This window comes from Chromobacterium vaccinii (assembly GCF_001855275.1).
GTDB lineage: Bacteria > Pseudomonadota > Gammaproteobacteria > Burkholderiales > Chromobacteriaceae > Chromobacterium > Chromobacterium vaccinii.
In genome coordinates this window covers 3,267,525-3,283,991 of record NZ_CP017707.1, presented here as the reverse complement: position 1 = coordinate 3,283,991, position 16,467 = coordinate 3,267,525, and the positions used below count along the sequence as shown (strand labels likewise).

At 69.6% G+C, this 16,467-nt stretch carries 14 protein-coding genes; 5 read left to right on the top strand and 9 right to left on the bottom strand.

Features of this window, described 5'->3' with window-relative positions:
• A complete protein-coding gene (locus BKX93_RS15225) occupies nucleotides 1-795 on the bottom strand; it encodes a sulfite exporter TauE/SafE family protein (RefSeq protein WP_070980472.1) in 795 nt (264 codons plus the stop codon).
• 103 nt (nucleotides 796-898) lie between these two features.
• On the opposite strand from BKX93_RS15225, the gene BKX93_RS15220 reads away from it, so the two are divergent.
• Nucleotides 899-1,759, top strand: a complete 861-nt coding sequence (locus BKX93_RS15220) for an MBL fold metallo-hydrolase (protein WP_046155249.1) — start codon at nucleotides 899-901, stop codon at nucleotides 1,757-1,759.
• Here BKX93_RS15220 and BKX93_RS15215 read toward each other — a convergent pair.
• A complete protein-coding gene (locus tag BKX93_RS15215) occupies nucleotides 1,729-2,394 on the bottom strand; it encodes a tetratricopeptide repeat protein (RefSeq protein ID WP_046155250.1) in 666 nt (221 codons plus the stop codon). The two genes, BKX93_RS15220 and BKX93_RS15215, sit on opposite strands and share 31 nt — an antisense overlap.
• Before the next feature lie 131 nt (nucleotides 2,395-2,525).
• Between BKX93_RS15215 and cysE the strand changes: the two genes are divergently transcribed.
• From cysE to BKX93_RS15200, 3 genes are all read left to right on the top strand, one after another.
• Nucleotides 2,526-3,308 (top strand): serine O-acetyltransferase, encoded by a 783-nt coding sequence (gene cysE, locus BKX93_RS15210; RefSeq protein ID WP_070980470.1) that lies wholly within the window; start codon nucleotides 2,526-2,528, stop codon nucleotides 3,306-3,308.
• Nucleotides 3,309-3,573: 265 nt separating this feature from the next.
• Complete coding sequence (locus BKX93_RS15205) at nucleotides 3,574-4,416, top strand: isopenicillin N synthase family dioxygenase (RefSeq protein WP_046167540.1); 843 nt, start codon at nucleotides 3,574-3,576, stop codon at nucleotides 4,414-4,416.
• Nucleotides 4,417-4,582: 166 nt separating this feature from the next.
• Nucleotides 4,583-6,124, top strand: coding sequence for a sensor domain-containing diguanylate cyclase (locus BKX93_RS15200; RefSeq protein ID WP_046155252.1), 1,542 nt, complete (start codon nucleotides 4,583-4,585; stop codon nucleotides 6,122-6,124).
• Here BKX93_RS15200 and BKX93_RS15195 read toward each other — a convergent pair.
• From BKX93_RS15195 to hemC, 7 genes are all read right to left on the bottom strand, one after another.
• A complete protein-coding gene (locus BKX93_RS15195; RefSeq protein ID WP_070980468.1) occupies nucleotides 6,121-6,555 on the bottom strand; it encodes a MarR family winged helix-turn-helix transcriptional regulator in 435 nt (144 codons plus the stop codon). The genes BKX93_RS15200 and BKX93_RS15195 overlap by 4 nt on opposite strands.
• Nucleotides 6,548-8,128: an MDR family MFS transporter gene (locus tag BKX93_RS15190; protein ID WP_070980466.1), complete on the bottom strand. Its 1,581-nt coding sequence runs from the start codon at nucleotides 8,126-8,128 to the stop codon at nucleotides 6,548-6,550. Before BKX93_RS15190 ends, BKX93_RS15195 begins: the two co-directional genes overlap by 8 nt.
• A gap of 139 nt (nucleotides 8,129-8,267) precedes the next feature.
• Nucleotides 8,268-9,188 carry a transcriptional regulator GcvA gene (gcvA, locus tag BKX93_RS15185; protein ID WP_021478883.1) on the bottom strand — a complete coding sequence of 307 codons (921 nt, stop codon included), beginning with the start codon at nucleotides 9,186-9,188 and terminating at the stop codon, nucleotides 8,268-8,270.
• Nucleotides 9,189-9,557: 369 nt separating this feature from the next.
• Nucleotides 9,558-10,766 carry a heme biosynthesis protein HemY gene (locus BKX93_RS15180; protein WP_070980465.1) on the bottom strand — a complete coding sequence of 403 codons (1,209 nt, stop codon included), beginning with the start codon at nucleotides 10,764-10,766 and terminating at the stop codon, nucleotides 9,558-9,560.
• Nucleotides 10,767-10,769: 3 nt separating this feature from the next.
• Nucleotides 10,770-11,807: a uroporphyrinogen-III C-methyltransferase gene (locus tag BKX93_RS15175; RefSeq protein WP_186009428.1), complete on the bottom strand. Its 1,038-nt coding sequence runs from the start codon at nucleotides 11,805-11,807 to the stop codon at nucleotides 10,770-10,772.
• Entirely contained in the window at nucleotides 11,804-12,535 is a 732-nt protein-coding gene (locus tag BKX93_RS15170; RefSeq protein ID WP_070980463.1) for a uroporphyrinogen-III synthase, read from the bottom strand. Before BKX93_RS15170 ends, BKX93_RS15175 begins: the two co-directional genes overlap by 4 nt.
• Nucleotides 12,536-12,542: 7 nt before the next feature.
• Nucleotides 12,543-13,472, bottom strand: coding sequence for a hydroxymethylbilane synthase (gene hemC, locus BKX93_RS15165; RefSeq protein ID WP_070980461.1), 930 nt, complete (start codon nucleotides 13,470-13,472; stop codon nucleotides 12,543-12,545).
• Nucleotides 13,473-13,708: 236 nt separating this feature from the next.
• Here hemC and ppc point away from each other — a divergent pair, with 236 nt between their 5' ends.
• Nucleotides 13,709-16,405, top strand: a complete 2,697-nt coding sequence (gene ppc, locus BKX93_RS15160; protein WP_070980459.1) for a phosphoenolpyruvate carboxylase — start codon at nucleotides 13,709-13,711, stop codon at nucleotides 16,403-16,405.
• Nucleotides 16,406-16,467 lie beyond the last annotated feature (62 nt).

Here is a 16,467-nt window from a genome sequence, read left to right as displayed (position 1 = left end):
TCAGCCGGCGGCATGGCACAGCATGGCCACCGCCACGCCGGCGGCCACGAACGCGAAGCCGCGCGACACCTGCCGCTGCGCCAGCCGCCGTATCAGCCAGCGCCCGGCCATCATGCCGGCGAGCGCGGCGGCGGCGAAGGCCAGCGTGGGCAGCGCCGGCGGCCGCGCGCCGTGCCAGTAGGCGGACAGCGCGCTGCCGCCGCCGACCAGCGCGATCACCAGCAGCGAAGTGGCGACGATGGCGTGCATGCCCAGGTCGCTGAGCCGGCGCAACGCCGGCACAATGACGAAACCGCCGCCCACGCCCAGCAGGCCGGTGAGAAAGCCGGTGAACGCGCCGACGCCGGCCAGCGCGGCGATGCTGGCCGGATGCCAGGCCAGGCGGCCGGTTTCCGGCTGCACCCGGCACAAGGCGCCGCGTCCATCCCTCTCCGCTTGGCCGTCCCGCGCGCCGGACCAGGCGCGCCCAGCGACGATCAGCAACACCAGCGCGAAACTCGCCGCCAGCCAGGCGGCCGGCAACAGATGCGCCGCCCGCGTTCCCAGCGCCGATCCCGGCAGGCCGCACAGCGCCATCAACGCGGCCGCGCGGTAGCGCACCTCGCCCCGCCGCCATCCCTCCCAGGCGCCGAAAGCCGCGCCGGCCGCCACGGCCAGTAGCGCCACCGGCGCCGCCTGCGGCACACTCCAGCCTTGGGACGCCATCAGCGCCGGCACCGCCAGAATGCCGCCGCCGGCGCCGGTCAGGCCCAGCACCGCGCCCACCAGCGCGCCCAGCAACAAAGTCAGCGCCATGTCCGCCTGGACAGTAAAATCGTCATGATGAAATTTCTAAAAGAAATATGCTTATAACAGTATATTATTTCAGCCGCCGCGCGCGCCATGCCCGGAGGACAGAATGACCGCCCAGATCGCCAGCTTTTTCGACGCCGCCACCGGCACCATCAGCCACATCGTCTACGACCGCCCGGGCGGATGCGCCGCCGCGGTCGATCCGGTGCTGGACTTCGACTTCCGCTCCGGCCGCACTTCGCGCGCGTCGGCCGACCGGCTGCTGGCCTTCCTGGCCGAGCAGCGGCTGACGCTGCAGTGGATACTGGAAACCCACGCCCACGCCGATCATCTGTCGGCGGCGCCCTATCTGAAGCAACAGGCCGGCGGCCGCGTCGCCATCGGCGCGCGCATCGTCGAGGTGCAGGCCATCTTCCGCCGCGTGTTCAACCTGGAGCCGGCCTTCCGCTGCGACGGCTCGCAGTTCGACCACTTGTTCCAGGATGGCGAGACCTTCCGCATCGGCGAGCTGGAGGCGCGAGTGATCGCGCTGCCCGGCCACACCCCGGCCGACGTCGGCTATCAGATCGGGGACGCGGTCTTCGTCGGCGACACGCTGTTCATGCCGGACGTGGGCACCGCGCGCTGCGACTTTCCCGGCGGCGATCCGGCCGAGCTGTACCGCTCCATCCGCAAGCTGCTGGCGCTGCCGGCCGACACCCGGCTGCTGATGTGCCACGACTACCCCCCGGCCGGGCGCGAGCCTGCCTGGAGCGCGACCGTGGCGGAGCAGCGCGCCGCCAATCTGCACGCCCGCGACGGCGTCGACGAAGCCGCCTTCGTCCAGATGCGCGCCGCGCGCGACAAGACGCTGGCGATGCCGCAATTGCTGCTGCCGGCGGTGCAAGTCAACATCCGCGCCGGCATGCCGCCGCCGGCCGACGACAACGGGGTCCGCTATTTGAAGCTGCCGCTGGACGCGCTCTGAGCGCGGCGGGCGCTCTCGCGCTTCGCCAGATCCAGCGCCTTGACCCGCGCGCCGATATCGCCCTGCGCGCCGGCGCGCGCATACCAGCGTATCGCCGCCGGGATGTCCCGCTTCACGCCCTGGCCATGCTCGTACATGCTGGCGATCAGATACTGCGCGCCGGCATCGCCCTGCTTGGCCGCCTCCTCGTACCAGTAGGCGGCCAGGCGGTCGTCCTGCGGCGCGCCGCGGCCGAGGAAGTACTGGGTGGCGAGGTCGATCTGGGCCGGCAGATAGCCCTGGCGGGCGGAGAGCTGGAACCAGCGCGTCGCCTCGGGCAGCGATTTAGGCACGCCGTCGCCCCGCTCGGCCAACAGTCCCAGCGCGTGCTGCGCCCGGTCCAGCCCCAGCTCCGCCGAGCGCTTCAGCCAGTACACCGCCCGCGTCTTGTCCACCGCGCCGGCCTCGCCCTTCCAGTCCATCATCGCCAGATCGAAGGCCGCCACCCGGTCGCCGTTCTGCGCCGCCTGCCAGAAGGCGATGCGGGCCGCGGCCAGATGCCCGGCCTGGTATTCCCGCCAGCCCGGCACCTCCGGCTCCGCCGCGCCCGCGCTCAACGCCGCCAGCAGCAGCGCCAGCATGATTCCCGATCTCATAGGCCCTCTCCCCGTCCATGCCGGTTGGTCGCTGCGCGGCGCGAATCCTGACATCGCGCCGCCTTGGGCTGACGGCGCGGACCGTGGCAGGCTACAATATTTCGACTAGATGTCATTATCCGGAGTCCTCGATGAGTTCCACCCTGGTTGATCCGCTGTGGTCGGCCATCCGCAACGAAACGCTGGCGGCGGTCAACGACGAGCCGCTGCTGGCCAGTTTCCTGCACATGACCGTTCTGCGCCACGCCACGCTGGAAGACGTATTGGCCTTCCACCTGTCCACCAAGCTCGCCAGCCCGGTGATGGATCCGCGCGCGCTGCAGGAGCTGTTCCGCGAGGCCTTCCAGGCCGATCCGGCGATCAGCGCCGCGCTGCGCGCCGACATCCGCGCCTGTTTCGAGCGCGACCCCGCCTGCGACCGCTATTCCACCCCGCTGCTGTACTTCAAGGGCTTCCACGCGATCCAGAGCCAGCGCGTCACCCACTGGCTGTGGCAGCAGGGCCGGACCACGCTGGCGCTGTTCCTGCAGAACCGCATCTCCGAGGTGACCGGCGCCGACATCCACCCCGCCGCGCGCGTCGGCCAGGGCGTGATGCTGGACCACGGCACCGGCCTGGTGGTCGGCGAAACCGCCGTGATCGGCAATAACGTGTCCATCCTGCACGGCGTGACGCTGGGCGGCTCCGGCAAGGAGCGCGGCGACCGCCATCCCAAGATAGGCGATGGCGTGATGCTGGGCGCGGGCGCCGCGGTGCTGGGCAATATCCGCGTCGGCGAATGCGCGAAAGTGGGCGCCGGCAGCGTGGTGCTGGAAGACGTGCCGCCCCACGCCACCGTGGCCGGCGTGCCGGCCCGCATCGTGGCCCAGGCCTGTCCGGGCACCCCGGCGCTGGACATGGACCAACGGGTGTAGGCGCCGCTTTTCTGTAATTAAAGTACACCGGGGCCTGCGCCCCGGCGCCGCCCGACAACCCGTCTGTCCTGCCGGCGCTTCCTGAAGCCGGCCCCCGGCATCTCGCTTGCGGCCTTGCGCGGCAAGGCTGCGGCTGTTTTGGTAGTTTTCCAACAGTACCGATGCCAACGGCTTGGCGCTGTGTAGCTTAGCCGCTACAATGCGCGCGGCCGGCGACCGCCCCGATATTGCATGGCGGCGCCGGGTTCATCAGGAAAACCACCCCATGAACGTCAGAGTTGTCGACTACCGCGCCCCGGACGCCGCGGAGCAGTTCACCCGTTCCCTGCACGAAACCGGCTTCGGCGTGCTGACCAACCACCCCATCCCGCAAGACTTGGTTGAAAAGATCTACGCCGACTGGCTGGGCTTTTTCAACAGCGAAGAGAAATTCGACTACGCCTTCTCGGCGGAAAAGCAGGATGGCTGGTTCTCCCCGGAAGTGTCGGAAACCGCCAAGGGCGCCACGCTCAAGGACATCAAGGAATACTTCCACATCTACCCGTGGGGCCGCGCGCCGTCCCAGCTCAAGGCCGACGCCGACCGCTACTACGGCATCGCCAACCAGCTGGCGCGGGAACTGCTGTCCTGGGTGCAGCAATACACCCCGGCCGACATCGCCGCCAACTACCGCGAGCCGCTGTCCCACATGATCCAGGACAGCCAGCAGACGCTGCTGCGCGTGCTGCGCTACCCGCCGCTGACCGGCGACGAGCCCGCCGGCTCGCTGCGCGCCGCCGCCCACGGCGACATCAACCTGCTGACCATCCTGCCCGCCGCCAACGAGCCGGGCCTGCAAGTGCAAGGCAAGGACGGCGAGTGGCTGGACGTGCCCTGCGACTTCGGCACCCTGGTGGTCAATATCGGCGACATGCTGCAGGAAGCGTCGGCCGGCTACTACCCGTCCACCCAGCACCGCGTGGTCAACCCCAGCGGCGAGGGCGCGAAGAAAAGCCGCATCTCGCTGCCGCTGTTCCTGCATCCGCGCCCGGACGTAATCCTGTCCGACCGCTACACCGCCGGCGCCTACCTGGACGAGCGCCTGCGCGAACTGGGCGTGAAGATGTAACCGCCCATCCGCCACGCCAAACGGCCTCAGCCCCGCTGCGGCCGTTTTTTTATGCCCTTCCCCCGCCTCTCTGCTGCGCCGCAGCCATTCGCAAACTACGATAAAACTTAAGAAAAGCACGCTGCGGCGGCCACGTCGCGCCGCAGCCATCGGTAGAAGGGAATCTATGCGCGGCACTCTCACGCGCCCTCCGGCGGTCCCGGACTGGCTGCCCAATGCCCTGGTGGCGCTGCTGTATTGCGCGGCGGCCTGGCTGGGCGACCGCTTTCTGATGCTGGAGCTGGGAATGGACACGGTGCTGTGGCCGCAGCCAGCGCTGGCGCTGGCCGCCCTGCTGCTGCGAGGCCGGCGGGCCTGGCCGGGCGTGCTGCTGGGCGCGCTGCTGGTGGAAGGATGGCGCTGGTCGGGCCAGGCCCCCGGCCTGAACTGGCTGCTGCCGGCGCTGGGCATCGCCGCCGGCGTGCTGGCGCAGACGCTGGCCGGCGCCTGGCTGGTGCGCCGCCATCTCGGCGCCGGCAATCCGCTGGGCAGCTTCGGCCACTGCCTGCTGTTCTGCCTGATCGTGGCGGCGTCCGCGCTGCTGGGCACGCTGATCGCCATCGCCTTCGCCTATCTGGGCCAACTGGTGCCGCAAAAAATGCTGCTGGCGCAAGGCTGCCTGTGGTGGCTGTGCAATGCCAGCGGCACGCTGCTGTTCGGCAGCCTGCTGCTCAATCTCTACTACCACGGCTGGCCCAGGCTGGGCCGCGAAGCCTGGTACGAGATGCTGGCCTACTTCGGCACGGTGGCGCTGCTGACCGCCAGCATCTTCATCTGGTGGCATCCCACCATGGACACCACTTATCCGCTGGACATGCTGGTGCTGCCGCTGGTGGCGTGGGCGGCGTTCCGCTTCAGCCCGCGGGAGGTGGCGCTGGCGCTGCTGCTGATCACCCTGCTGGCGCTATGGGGCACCCGCCACGGCGGCGGCCCCTATCTGGGCTTTTCCGCCTACAGCACGCTGATCATCCTGCAGACCTATATCGGCATCCTGACCGTGGTGGCGCTGTGCGTCGCCGCGCTGATGAGCGAGCAGCGCCTGATCAAGCAAGAACTGGGAAGGCAGCAGGAGCAGCTGGAACAGCAAGTGCGCATCCGCACGCTGGCGCTGGAACAATCGCACGCCGAGGTGCTGGCGCTGTCGCGGGTGGACTCGGTGACCGGCATCGCCAACCGCCGCTGCTTCGAGGAAAGCCTGGACGGCGAATGGCGGCGGGCGCGGCGGCTGGGCGCGCCGCTGGGCATGCTGATGATAGACATCGACTACTTCAAGCTCTACAACGACCACTACGGCCACGTCAGCGGCGACTACTGCCTGCGCGAGGTGGCGCAGGCGATACGCGGCAGCGTGCGGCGGCCGCAGGATCTGGTGGCGCGCTACGGCGGCGAGGAGATCATCTGCCTGCTGCCGGACACCGGCGCCGAGGGCGTGGCCGTCGTCGGCGAGGCGGTGCTGGAGGCGGTTCGCGAGCTGCAGCTGCCGCACGCCAGCTCGGCGGTGGCCAGCATCGTCACCATCAGCATAGGCGGCGCCACCGTGCATCCGCACGAGGTGGCGGACAGCCGCCAGCTGATCGAGGCCGCCGACCGCGAGCTCTACCGCGCCAAGCAGCAAGGCCGCAACCGGCTGGTGATCGCCGGACGCGACGAGGCGACAGCCAGCCGCTAGCGCGCGTCGGCGGCCATGCCGCGGAAACGCTCCTCCAGCAGCCGCAACACCCGCAGCGTCGCCGCCAGCTCCGAGGCGTCGATGCCGTTCAAGGCCTGATCGAAAAACGCCTGCCGCTGCGGCGCCGCCGCGCGCAACAGCGCCGCGCCGGCCTCGTCCAGCGTCACCAGCGTCTGGCGGTTGTCGGCCGGATCGGTGTCCCGCCGCACCAGCTTCCCGGCCTCCATCGGCTTCAACTGCCGCGTCAGCGCGCCGGGGTCCATCTGCAGATGGCAGGCCAGCCGCTTCTGGCTGGCGGTGCCCAGATCCTCCAGCGCCTTCAGGATGCGCCAGCGCGGCAGCGCCTCGCCGACCCGGCCCTCGAAGGCGCTGTACATCGCGCGGCTGCTGCGGCCCAGTTGCTGCAGCAGATTGGGGGGATGCTCATTCATGCCGCAGCTCCTGTTCCGGGACCGCGCTGTCCAGCCTCACTGCCGGCACCTTGCGCACCAGCCACAGGCCCAGCAGCAACCCCAGCGCCACCAGCCACTGGCTGCAATGGATGGCGTCCACCAGCAATTCGCGGCTGGCGGCCAGCAAGCCGTCGGCGCCGACCGCCGCATGGCGGAACTGCGCCAGGCTGTCGGCGTTCAGCAGCGTCTGCGGATCCGCCAGCCAGGACCGCCAGCTCTCGCCGTGGCGCGCGGTCAGCATCGCCTCCACGCTCTCCCGGAAACGGTGGCTGACCACCGCCCCCATCACCGCCGTGCCCAGCATGCCGCCCACCATCCGCGTCGACTGCAGCATCGCGGTGGACACGCCCAGTTGCTGGCGCGGCGCCAGTTGCTGGACAAAGATGGTCAAGTTGGGCATCAGCAGGCCCAGGCCCAGTCCGCCCATCATCATATTGGCGAAAATCAGCGCGTGCGGCGTGGACGGCGTAGTGCGCGCCAACAGCGCCGCGGTGGCCGCGAACATCAGCAGGCCCAGGCCCAGCAGCCGCGTCGGATGCTTCAGCCGTTGCACGATGCGGCCGTTGAGCATGCTGCCTATGGTGATGAACACCACCAGCGGCGTCACCAGCAGGCCGGCCTGGTTGGGCGACAAGCCGAAGCCGGCCTGGAACATCAAGGGCGCGTAATACATTACCGCGAACATGCCGAAGCCCATCAGCAAGGACAGCCCGAACAGCGGCGCCAGGCCCTTGTGCGACAGCATGCTGGGCGGCAGCAGCGGATTGGGGCTGCGCTTTTCCCACCAGAGCAGCGCCGCCAGCGCGGCCAGGCCCAATCCGGCCAGCGCGGCCAGCAGCAGCGGCGGCTTGTGCTGCGGCAGCCACTCCACCGTCAGCTGCAGCGAGCCTAGGAACAGCGCGATCAGCACCGCGCCCTGCCAGTCCAGCCGCGACGGCGGCCGCTCGTCGTGGCGGATCACCGGCAGGAAGCGCCAGACCAGCCACAGGCTGGCCACGCCGACCGGCAGATTGACGAAGAACACCCAGCGCCAGCCCAGGTACTCGGTGAGAAAACCGCCCAGCGACGGCCCGATGGCGTTGGCCAGGCCAAAGGACGCCGACAGCATCACCTGCCAGCGCAGCCGCTCGCGGGTGTGGGGAAACAGATCCGGCACGCAGGCGAAAGTGGTGGCCACCAGCATGCCGCCGCCGACGCCCTGCAAGGCGCGCGCCAGCACCAGCTGCAGCATGTCCTGAGCCAGGCCGCACAGCATGGAGGCGGCGGTGAACAATACGATGGCGGTCAGCACGAAGGGTTTGCGGCCGTGGTCGTCGCCCAGCTTGCCGAAGACGGGGACGGTGATCACCGAGGTCAGCAGATAGGAGGTGCCCACCCAGGCGTACAGCGCGAAACCATGCAGATCGGCCACCACGGTGGGCATCGCGGTGCCGACCACGGTCTGGTCCAGCGCCACCATGATCAGCACGCAGCACAGGCCCAGCATCGCCATCAGCCGCTGGCGGAAGTCCAGACCGGCGGCCAGGCCGGCTGGGGAGGAAGGAGCGTTCATGATTGATAAGGCAATAGTTGCTATGTCAATCATTATGCGGAACGCCGGACCGGCGCGCCACGCCCCAGCAGTTAACAAATGTTGGCGGGAAAAGAAACGGCAGCCGCCGCCGGGACGCGCCGGCGGACGCCGGCGGCGCTCAGTAGCCCTGGCGCGCCAGCCAGCTGGCTTCCTCGCTGTTGGCGACGGTGTGCACCAGCCAGTCGCGGAAGGCGCGCACCTTGGGCAGCTCGGCCAGCTCGTGCGGATAGACCAAGTAGTAGGCCCATTCGGTTTCCAGCACGGTGTCGAACGGGATCACCAGCCGGCCGCTGTCCAGATCCTGGGTGACCATCGACGCCTGGGCCAGCGTCACGCCCATTCCGGCCACCGCGGCGTGCAGCGCGTATTCCAGCGCGTCGAAGGTGACGCCGCTCTCCGGATTGACGCCGGACACGCCGGCCAGCGTCAGCCAGCGCTTCCAGGTGTTCTGGTCGCGCCACGGGTGCAGCAGCGTGTGGTGCCTCAGGTCGTCCGGCACGTGCAGGGGGTGCTTGCCGGCCAGCAGGCTGGGCGAGCACACCGGGATCAGCTTTTCGCGGCAGATGCACTCCAGCCGGAGATCGGCCGCCGCCTCCGGGCTGGACAGGCCCACCACGGCCAGGTCGTATTCGGCGCGGTTGAACGGCTTGTTGTGTATCAACTGGGTCAGCAAGTGCAGCGTGTACTCCGGATGCCGCGCCTGGAAGTCGGCCAGATTGGGCAGCACCCAGCGCATCGCCGGCGTCGGCGGCATCCGCACCCGCAGATCGCTCTGGCGCAGGCGCAGCGCCTCGCTGGCTTCGTTCAGCAGCTGGAACGCCTCGCGCGCCGGCTTCACCAGCGCCTCGCCCTCGGCGGTCAGCGCCAGACCGCGCGCCTGGCGGGTGAAAAGCGTGGCGCCGTAATACTCTTCCAAGGTCTGGACGTGGCGGCTGATCGCTCCCTGAGTAAGGCTGAGCGCGGCGGCGGCGCGGGTGAACGACAGGTGCTCGGCGGCGACGACGAACACGCGCAGGGCATTCAGCGGAGGCAGCTTCATGCTGTTACATGCCTTTTCTTCATAGTTTTCATGAGATTAACTGCTTTGTGCAAACCGCCGCCTCCACGTATGCTGGTGAACATTGTCGCGGCCGGCATCGTCGCGGCGGAAGCAAGCGCCATGCATAGGTCTGAGGTCAGCCATGCATAATGGTTGATTCTGGCACAGCTTTCGTCGTTCGGCATCCTTATTGTCAGACAGGATACCGCCCGCGCTCTCGTATCGATTGATTGTCTGCCAGTCCACGTTGGCATGCACGGGCCCCTCGGGGTCCGATTTTTTTTGCCTGCCCCAGGCGCGCGGGCAAGAAAAATGCCGCCGGCCGAAACGGCGGGCAGCATCGCGGACGGCGAGCTTGGCCGGCTGCGCTCAGCAACCCTGGCTCAGCGCCAGCTCCAGGCTCTTCTGGTAATGCAGCTGCGAAGCCTCTTCCTTGCCGGTGGCCTCGAACAGCCGCGCCAGCTCGGCGTGCGCGCACAGCGTGGGCTGGATCGACACGCTGGCTTCCAGATAGCTCTGCGCCTTGCCCCACAGCTGCTGCGCCTGCGCCAGACGGCCCAGGGCCAGCAGCAGCCAGTGGTCGCGCGGGCGCAGCTTCAGCCAGTTCTCGGCGTCCTTCAGCAGCGCCAGCCGCTTTTCCACGCTGAGGTGGGCGGCCAGCTGGCCCAGTTCGCGCGCCAGCTCCGGCAGCTCCATTTCGTCGCTGGACAGCGCGCCGGCCAGCAGCGTGGCGGCGTAGTCGTATTCCTGCAAGCGGATCAGGTGCGACACCACTTGCTGCAGCAGCTGCGGATTGCCGCGCTCGGCGTCGGGGATGCGGCGCAGCCAGTCGCGCACTTCGCGCTCGGACAACAGCCCGGACAGCTGCTGCTGGTAGGCGGCCAGCCGGTAGCGGCGCGCCTGCTCGGGCTCCAGCGCGTCGGCCTTCAGCAGTTTTTCGGTCAGCAGCAGGATGGTTTCCGGCTGCTTCTGCAGCAGGCGCACCTTCAGCTCCAGCCGCAGCGCGTTGGTCAGGTTGGGCGACAGCGCGCGCGCGCGCTCAATGGCGGCCAGCGCGCCCAGCGCGTCCTTGTCCTCCAGCCTCAGCTCGGCGTCTAGCATGTGGCGCGCCAGCTGCAGCCGCGCCGGCAGCTGCTCCAGCTGGTTCAAGTATTCGTCGCGCTTGCCGCCGTCGCCGGCGGAGCCGGCCGCGCGGGCGGCGATCAGCAGCGCCAGCGCGCGGTTCTCGGCCGAGTATTCGTCGGACAGCGATTTGGACGCCTCGCGCTCGGCCTTCTGGAAACGGCCCTCGAAGAAGGCGATGCCGGCTTCGCGCAGCGCGTGGCGGGCGGCTTTCAGTTTCTTCTGCCGCTGGAAGCGCTGCACCTGGCGCGGCAGGTCCGCGGCCAGCGCGATCAGCCGCAGCGCGATGTGGGTGACGACGATCAGCACCACCACCAGCACGATCATCAGATTGAACGACACTTCCATCCGGTAAGGCGGCAGGAACAGGATGGCGTAGCCGGTATTCAGGGTGGAGGCCAGCCCCACCAGCACGGCCAATGCGAACAGGCCGGTTATCCACAATGCGAATCTCACCGTTTACTCCCCGCTGTTGCCTTGGGCGTCGCGCACGGCCTTCAGGCTGGCGCTCATGTCAGGCAGGCTGATGTCCAGGGGCGCGCCTTCCAGCTCGCCCAGCGTCGCCAGCCACTGCGCGGAGGCGGCGGCGTCGCGGTCGAAATAACGCTGCACGTAGCTGCGCGCGGCGGCGATGTCGGCGGCGTAGGTCTTGCCGTCCCGCTGCATCAGCGCCAGGCGCGCGTCCAGCAGGCGCATCTTCAGGTTCTCGCGCAGGAAGAAGGCCTGCTCCGGCGACAGCAGCAGCGCCTCCGGCTTGTCCATGCGGCGGATGTGGATCAGCTCGCCCAGGCTGCCGCTGATCTCGGCGGACAGCCGCTCCCACCACGGGGCGTCCGCCGCCGGCTGCGCCGGCTTGCCCGGCTGCGCGCCGCCCAGGCGGTGCGAATCCACCACCAGCGGCAGCGAATCCACGCTCAGCATCAGCCGGTCGATCTTGACGGTCAGGCCGACGGTGTCGAGGTAGGGCAGCGCCTTCAGTTTTTCCAGATCGGTGGCCACGGCCTTCTTCACCCCGATCAGCTGCGGACGGTCGAACTTGGCCAGCCGCGCGTCCACCATCTCCAGCGCGGAGACGGCGGCGCTGACGTTGCCGGCCAGCTGCAGCTGCTGGCTGGCGATGGCGAGCGTGTGCTCGATTTCGGACAGCAGCCAGTCGGTGCGGTTCTTGGTCAGCTCCTGGTACATGCCGTTCAGCGTCGCGTATTGGCCGGCCGCCTCGTTGACGCGCGCCTCCACCAGCGCCAGCTTGCCGTCGGTGGCGCGGGCGGCCAGCATCGCCTGCTCGGCGATCGCGCGCTGCTCCTTGCCGGCACCGCTGCCTTCGGCCAGACGGCGCGCCAGTTCCTGGCGCATCGAATCCAGCTGCTGCTGGGTGGTGTAGAACTGCCAGCCGGCTACGCCCAGGGCGGCGACGGCCAGCCACACGGCGAGGCCGGGGCGCTTGCGGGACGGGCCGGCCTGGGCCGGGATGGCTTCGTTGATCTGGGATTCGCTCATGGGTGACGACGGAACCATTCTTTGAGGCCGGCGACCAGTGCGGCATCGTCGGCTCGGGTTGTCACGATGCGTGTCGCGCCGAAAGCGTCCAGGCGCTCGGCGATACGCGGATGCGGCACGCAGTACAGCAGGCATTGTAGCGTTCCCATCCGGCGCGGGCCAGCCAGTCGGAACAATTGCTCTACCATTTCGCCGGAAGTGATGATGACGGCATCGGGCGGAGCGGCGTCGAACGCGGCCCAGTCCGGCGCGCCGTCGACGCGGCGGTAGACCTCGGCGACCTCCACCCGAGCGCCCCGCGCGGCCAGCGTATCCGCCAGCAGCGCGCGGCCGCCCTCGCCGCGGACGATCAGCCAGCGCTGGCCGGACACATCGGCCAGCTCCGGCAGAGCCAGCAGCGTTTCGCTGTCGCTGCCCGCGGCCGGATGCAGCACCGGCTGTCCGGACACATCGGCCAGCCGCTTCGCGCTGGCCGCGCCGACGCAGGCCAGGCGCTTGCCGGACAGATCCAGGCCCGCCAATACCGGCCATCCCGCGTCTATCGCGCTGGGGCTGACCCAGAACAGCGCGTCGGCCTGCGCCGCCTGTCGCGGCAGCGCGGCCAGCGCGGCGGGCAGCGGCTCGATCTCCATCAGCGGCAGATGCTCCGCCTGCCAGCCCTCGGCGCGCAGTTTCCCGAGCAGGCCGGCGCACTGCGCCAGCGGACGAGCGGCGAGTACGCGTGTCATCGCCGGCTCAGCGCGGCTCGGCCAGCACCGCGTCTATCAGCGGACGGGCGCCGGCGTCGATCAGCTTCTTCGCCACCGCGCGGCCCAGCGCCTCGGCATAGTCTGCCGGCGCGCTGGCGCTGGCGGTCAGCACCACCGAGCCATCCGGATGGGCGACCAGTCCGCCCAGGGTCAGCGCGCCGTCGGCCAGGGTGGCGAACGCGCCCAGCGGCACCTGGCAGCTGCCGCCCAGCTCCTTGGCCAGCGCGCGCTCGGCGGCGGTACAGGCGCGGGTGTCCGGGTGGTTCAGCGGCGCCAGCAGCGCCAGCAGGTCGGCGCGGCCTTCGCGGATCTCGATGCCCAGCGCGCCTTGCCCCGCCGCCGGCAGGCTTTCCGACGGCGCGAGCTCGCCCTTGATGCGCTCGGCCAGGCCCAGGCGCTTCAGGCCGGCGGCGGCCAGGATGATGGCGTCGAACTCGCCGTCGTCCAGCTTCCTCAGCCGGGTCTGCACATTGCCGCGCAAGGGTTTCACCACCAGTTGCGGGAAGCGGGCGCGCAGCTGGGCCTCTCGGCGCAGGCTGGAGGTGCCCACCACGCTGCCGGCCGGCAGCTCGGCCAGGCTGTGGTAGCGGTTGGAGACGAAGGCGTCGCGCGGGTCTTCGCGCTCGCACACCGCGGCCAGCGCGAAACCGTCCGGCAGCGTCATCGGCACGTCCTTCAGCGAATGCACGGCCAGGTCGGCGCGGCCGTCCAGCAGCGCCTGCTCCAGCTCCTTGACGAACAGCCCCTTGCCGCCGATCTTGGACAGCGTCTTGTCCAGAATCTGGTCGCCCTGGGTGGTCATGCCCAGGATTTCCACTGCCAGGTGCGGGTACAGCGCTTGCAGCCGGGCCTGGATGTGCTCGGCCTGCCACATGGCCAGCCGGCTTTCGCGGCTGGCGATGACGATCTTGTCCATGAAACCGGATCCCAATAGAGAGGGTGTAATCAGCTCCGGATTCTACCACGCTGCCGTCATGGGCTTGGCCCGGTTGTTGCTGCGACGCAGCAAGATCAAGGCAAGACGCGGAAAAATGCCGTAGCGTGTCCACTACGGCGCGGAAGCTGCTTATGATGAATGTTTGCCCGCGGCTGGTGAGGCATGGCCATGGAGGCCGTGGCCATGCCTGACGAGTCGAACACGGGAACAAGAATATGAGCGATCACGACAAGGACCTGCCTCTGCGGGCCGACCTGGCCTGTCTGGACCGGCTGCTGTCGGAAGTGGTGGGCGAACAGGAGGGCGCGGTGGTGTCCGGCGCGGTGCAGGCGATCGCGCTGCGGCGCGGCGACGAGCGCAGCCATCCGCTGCCGCAATTGGCGCCGGAGGCGGCCGCCTCGCTGCTGCGCGCCTGCGGCCTGTACGCGCAGCTGTTCAACATCGCCGAAGACCTGCACCACAACCGCCGCCGCCGCGCCCACCAGTTGGCCGGCTCCGCGCCGCAGCAGGGCAGCCTGCCGCGCGCGCTGCAGCGGCTGCGCCAGGACGGCGTCAGCTTCCACGCGCTGCACCAGTTGCTCAGCCATGCCAGAGTGGGCGCCATTCTCACCGCCCACCCGACCGAGGTGCAGCGCCAGAGCGTGCTGGACGGCCACCGCGCGGTGCGCCGCTTCCTATCGCAGCTGAACGCGCCGGACCTGACGCCGGAAGAGCGCGAGGAGCTGGAGGCCAAGCTGAAGCGGGCCATCCTGGCCCTGTGGCAGACCTCCGAGATCCGCCACTTCAAGATGACGGTGCGCGACGAGATCACCAACGGCGTCGCCTACCACCCGCTGGCCTTCTTCGAGGCGCTGCCGGCGCTGTACCGCCGGCTGGAGCGCGAAATCGGCCAGCTGTGGGGCGAGGAGGCGCGGCTGCCGTCCTTCATCCGCGTCGGCAGCTGGATAGGCGGCGACCGCGACGGCAACCCCAATGTCGACGCCGGCCTGCTGCGCCACGCGGTGACGCGCCAGGCGCAGCAGGCGTTCGAACATTACCTGCAGGAGCTGAAGAGCCTGTACCGCGAGCTGTCGCTGTCGTCGCGGCTGGTGGAAGCCGGCGCCGAGGTGCTGGCGCTGGCCGAGCAGTCGCCGGACCAGGCGGTCAGCCGCGGCGAGGAGCCGTACCGCCGCGCGCTGGCGACGATGCAGGGCAAGCTGCGCGCCACGGCCCGGCTGCGCGGCGTCGAGCTGGCCTGCCGCTGGGACGAGCGCGCGCCCTACCGCGACCACCGCGAGCTGATCCAGGACTTGGCCAGCCTGTCCGCCTCGCTGCGCGCGCACGGCAGCGCGCTGCTGGCCGACGGCCGGCTGTCGCGGCTGATCCGCAGCGTCGACGTGTTCGGCTTCTTCCTGATGCCGCTGGACCTGCGCCAGCACGCGGCGGTGCACGAAGGCGTGGTGGCCGAGCTGTTCAGCGCCGCCGGCCTGGAGGAATACCGCGCGCTGGACGAGGCGGCGCGGGTGCGGGTGCTGACCCGCGAGCTGGCGACGCCGCGGCTGCTGTTCTCGCCCTACCTGCGCTACGGCGAGCAGGCGGAAAAAGAGCTGGCCATCTTCCGCGAGGCGGCGGCGATCCAGCGCGAGTTCGGCGTCGAGGCCATCGGCCAGTGCATCATCTCCAACTGCGCCAGCGTCAGCGACATCCTGGCGCTGGCCCTGCTGTGCAAGGAAGCCGGCCTGATCCGGCTGGAGGACGGCCAGCCGCGCGCCAGCGTCAACCTGGTGCCGCTGTTCGAAACCATCGCCGACCTGGAAAACAGCGAAACGGTGATGCGCGCGCTGTTCGCGCTGCCGTGGTACAAGCAGCTCTTGGACAGCCGCGAGCGGGTGCAGGAAGTGATGCTCGGCTATTCCGACAGCAACAAGGACGGCGGCTACCTGACCAGCCAATGGCAGCTATGGCAGGCGGAGACGCGGCTGGTGCGGGTGTTCGCCGACGCCGGAGCGCGGCTGCAGCTGTTCCACGGCCGCGGCGGCTCAGTCGGCCGCGGCGGCGGCCCGTCGTACGAGGCCATCGTCGCCCAGCCGGCAGGCAGCGTCGCCGGCCGCATCCGCATCACCGAGCAGGGCGAGGTGATCACCGCCAAGTATTCCGATCCGGCCATCGCCGGCCGCAATCTGGAAGCGCTGGTGGCGGCGACGCTGGAGGCCAGCCTGGGCAACATCCCGGGCGGCGAGGTGGACACCGCGCTGTTCGACGAGCTGTCGGCCAGCGCCTTCTCCGCCTACCGCGCGCTGGTGGAAACGCCGGGCTTCATGCAGTACTTCCTGGAGGCGACGCCGGTGACCGCGATCGCCCGGCTCAACATCGGCAGCCGGCCGGCCTCGCGCAAGAGCCTGTCGTCCATCGGCGACCTGCGGGCGATACCGTGGGTGTTCTCGTGGTCGCAGTCGCGGCTGATGCTGCCGGGCTGGTTCGGCGTCGGCTCGGCGGTGGCCGCCTACGTGCAGATGCACGGCGACGCCGGCCTGGCCAAGCTGCAGCATCTGTACCGCCACTCGCCGTTCTTCCAGGTGGTGCTGTCCAATATGGAGCAGGTGCTGGCCAAGGCCGACCTGGGCATCGCCCGCCGCTTCTCCGAGCTGGTGGACGACCGCGAGCTGGCGGCGCGGCTGTTCGGCGCGATCGAGGCCGAATGGCGCAAGACCCACGACGCCTTCTTCGCCATCACCGGACAGGCCGAGCTGCTGGAAAGCAACCCGACGCTGCGCCGCAGCCTGGAAACGCGGTTGCCCTTCCTCGACGCGCTGGGCCTGCTGCAGGCCGACTTGCTGGCCAGGCTGCGCGCCGAGCCGGAGGACGAGGAGACGCTGTACGCGATCCACCTGACCATCAACGGCACCTCGGCCGGCCTGCGCAACACCGGCTGAGCGCCCGCCGGGCACGGTATCGAGTTTCCTTGCTATTCGTCTGGAGGCCCGCCTCTAACCGG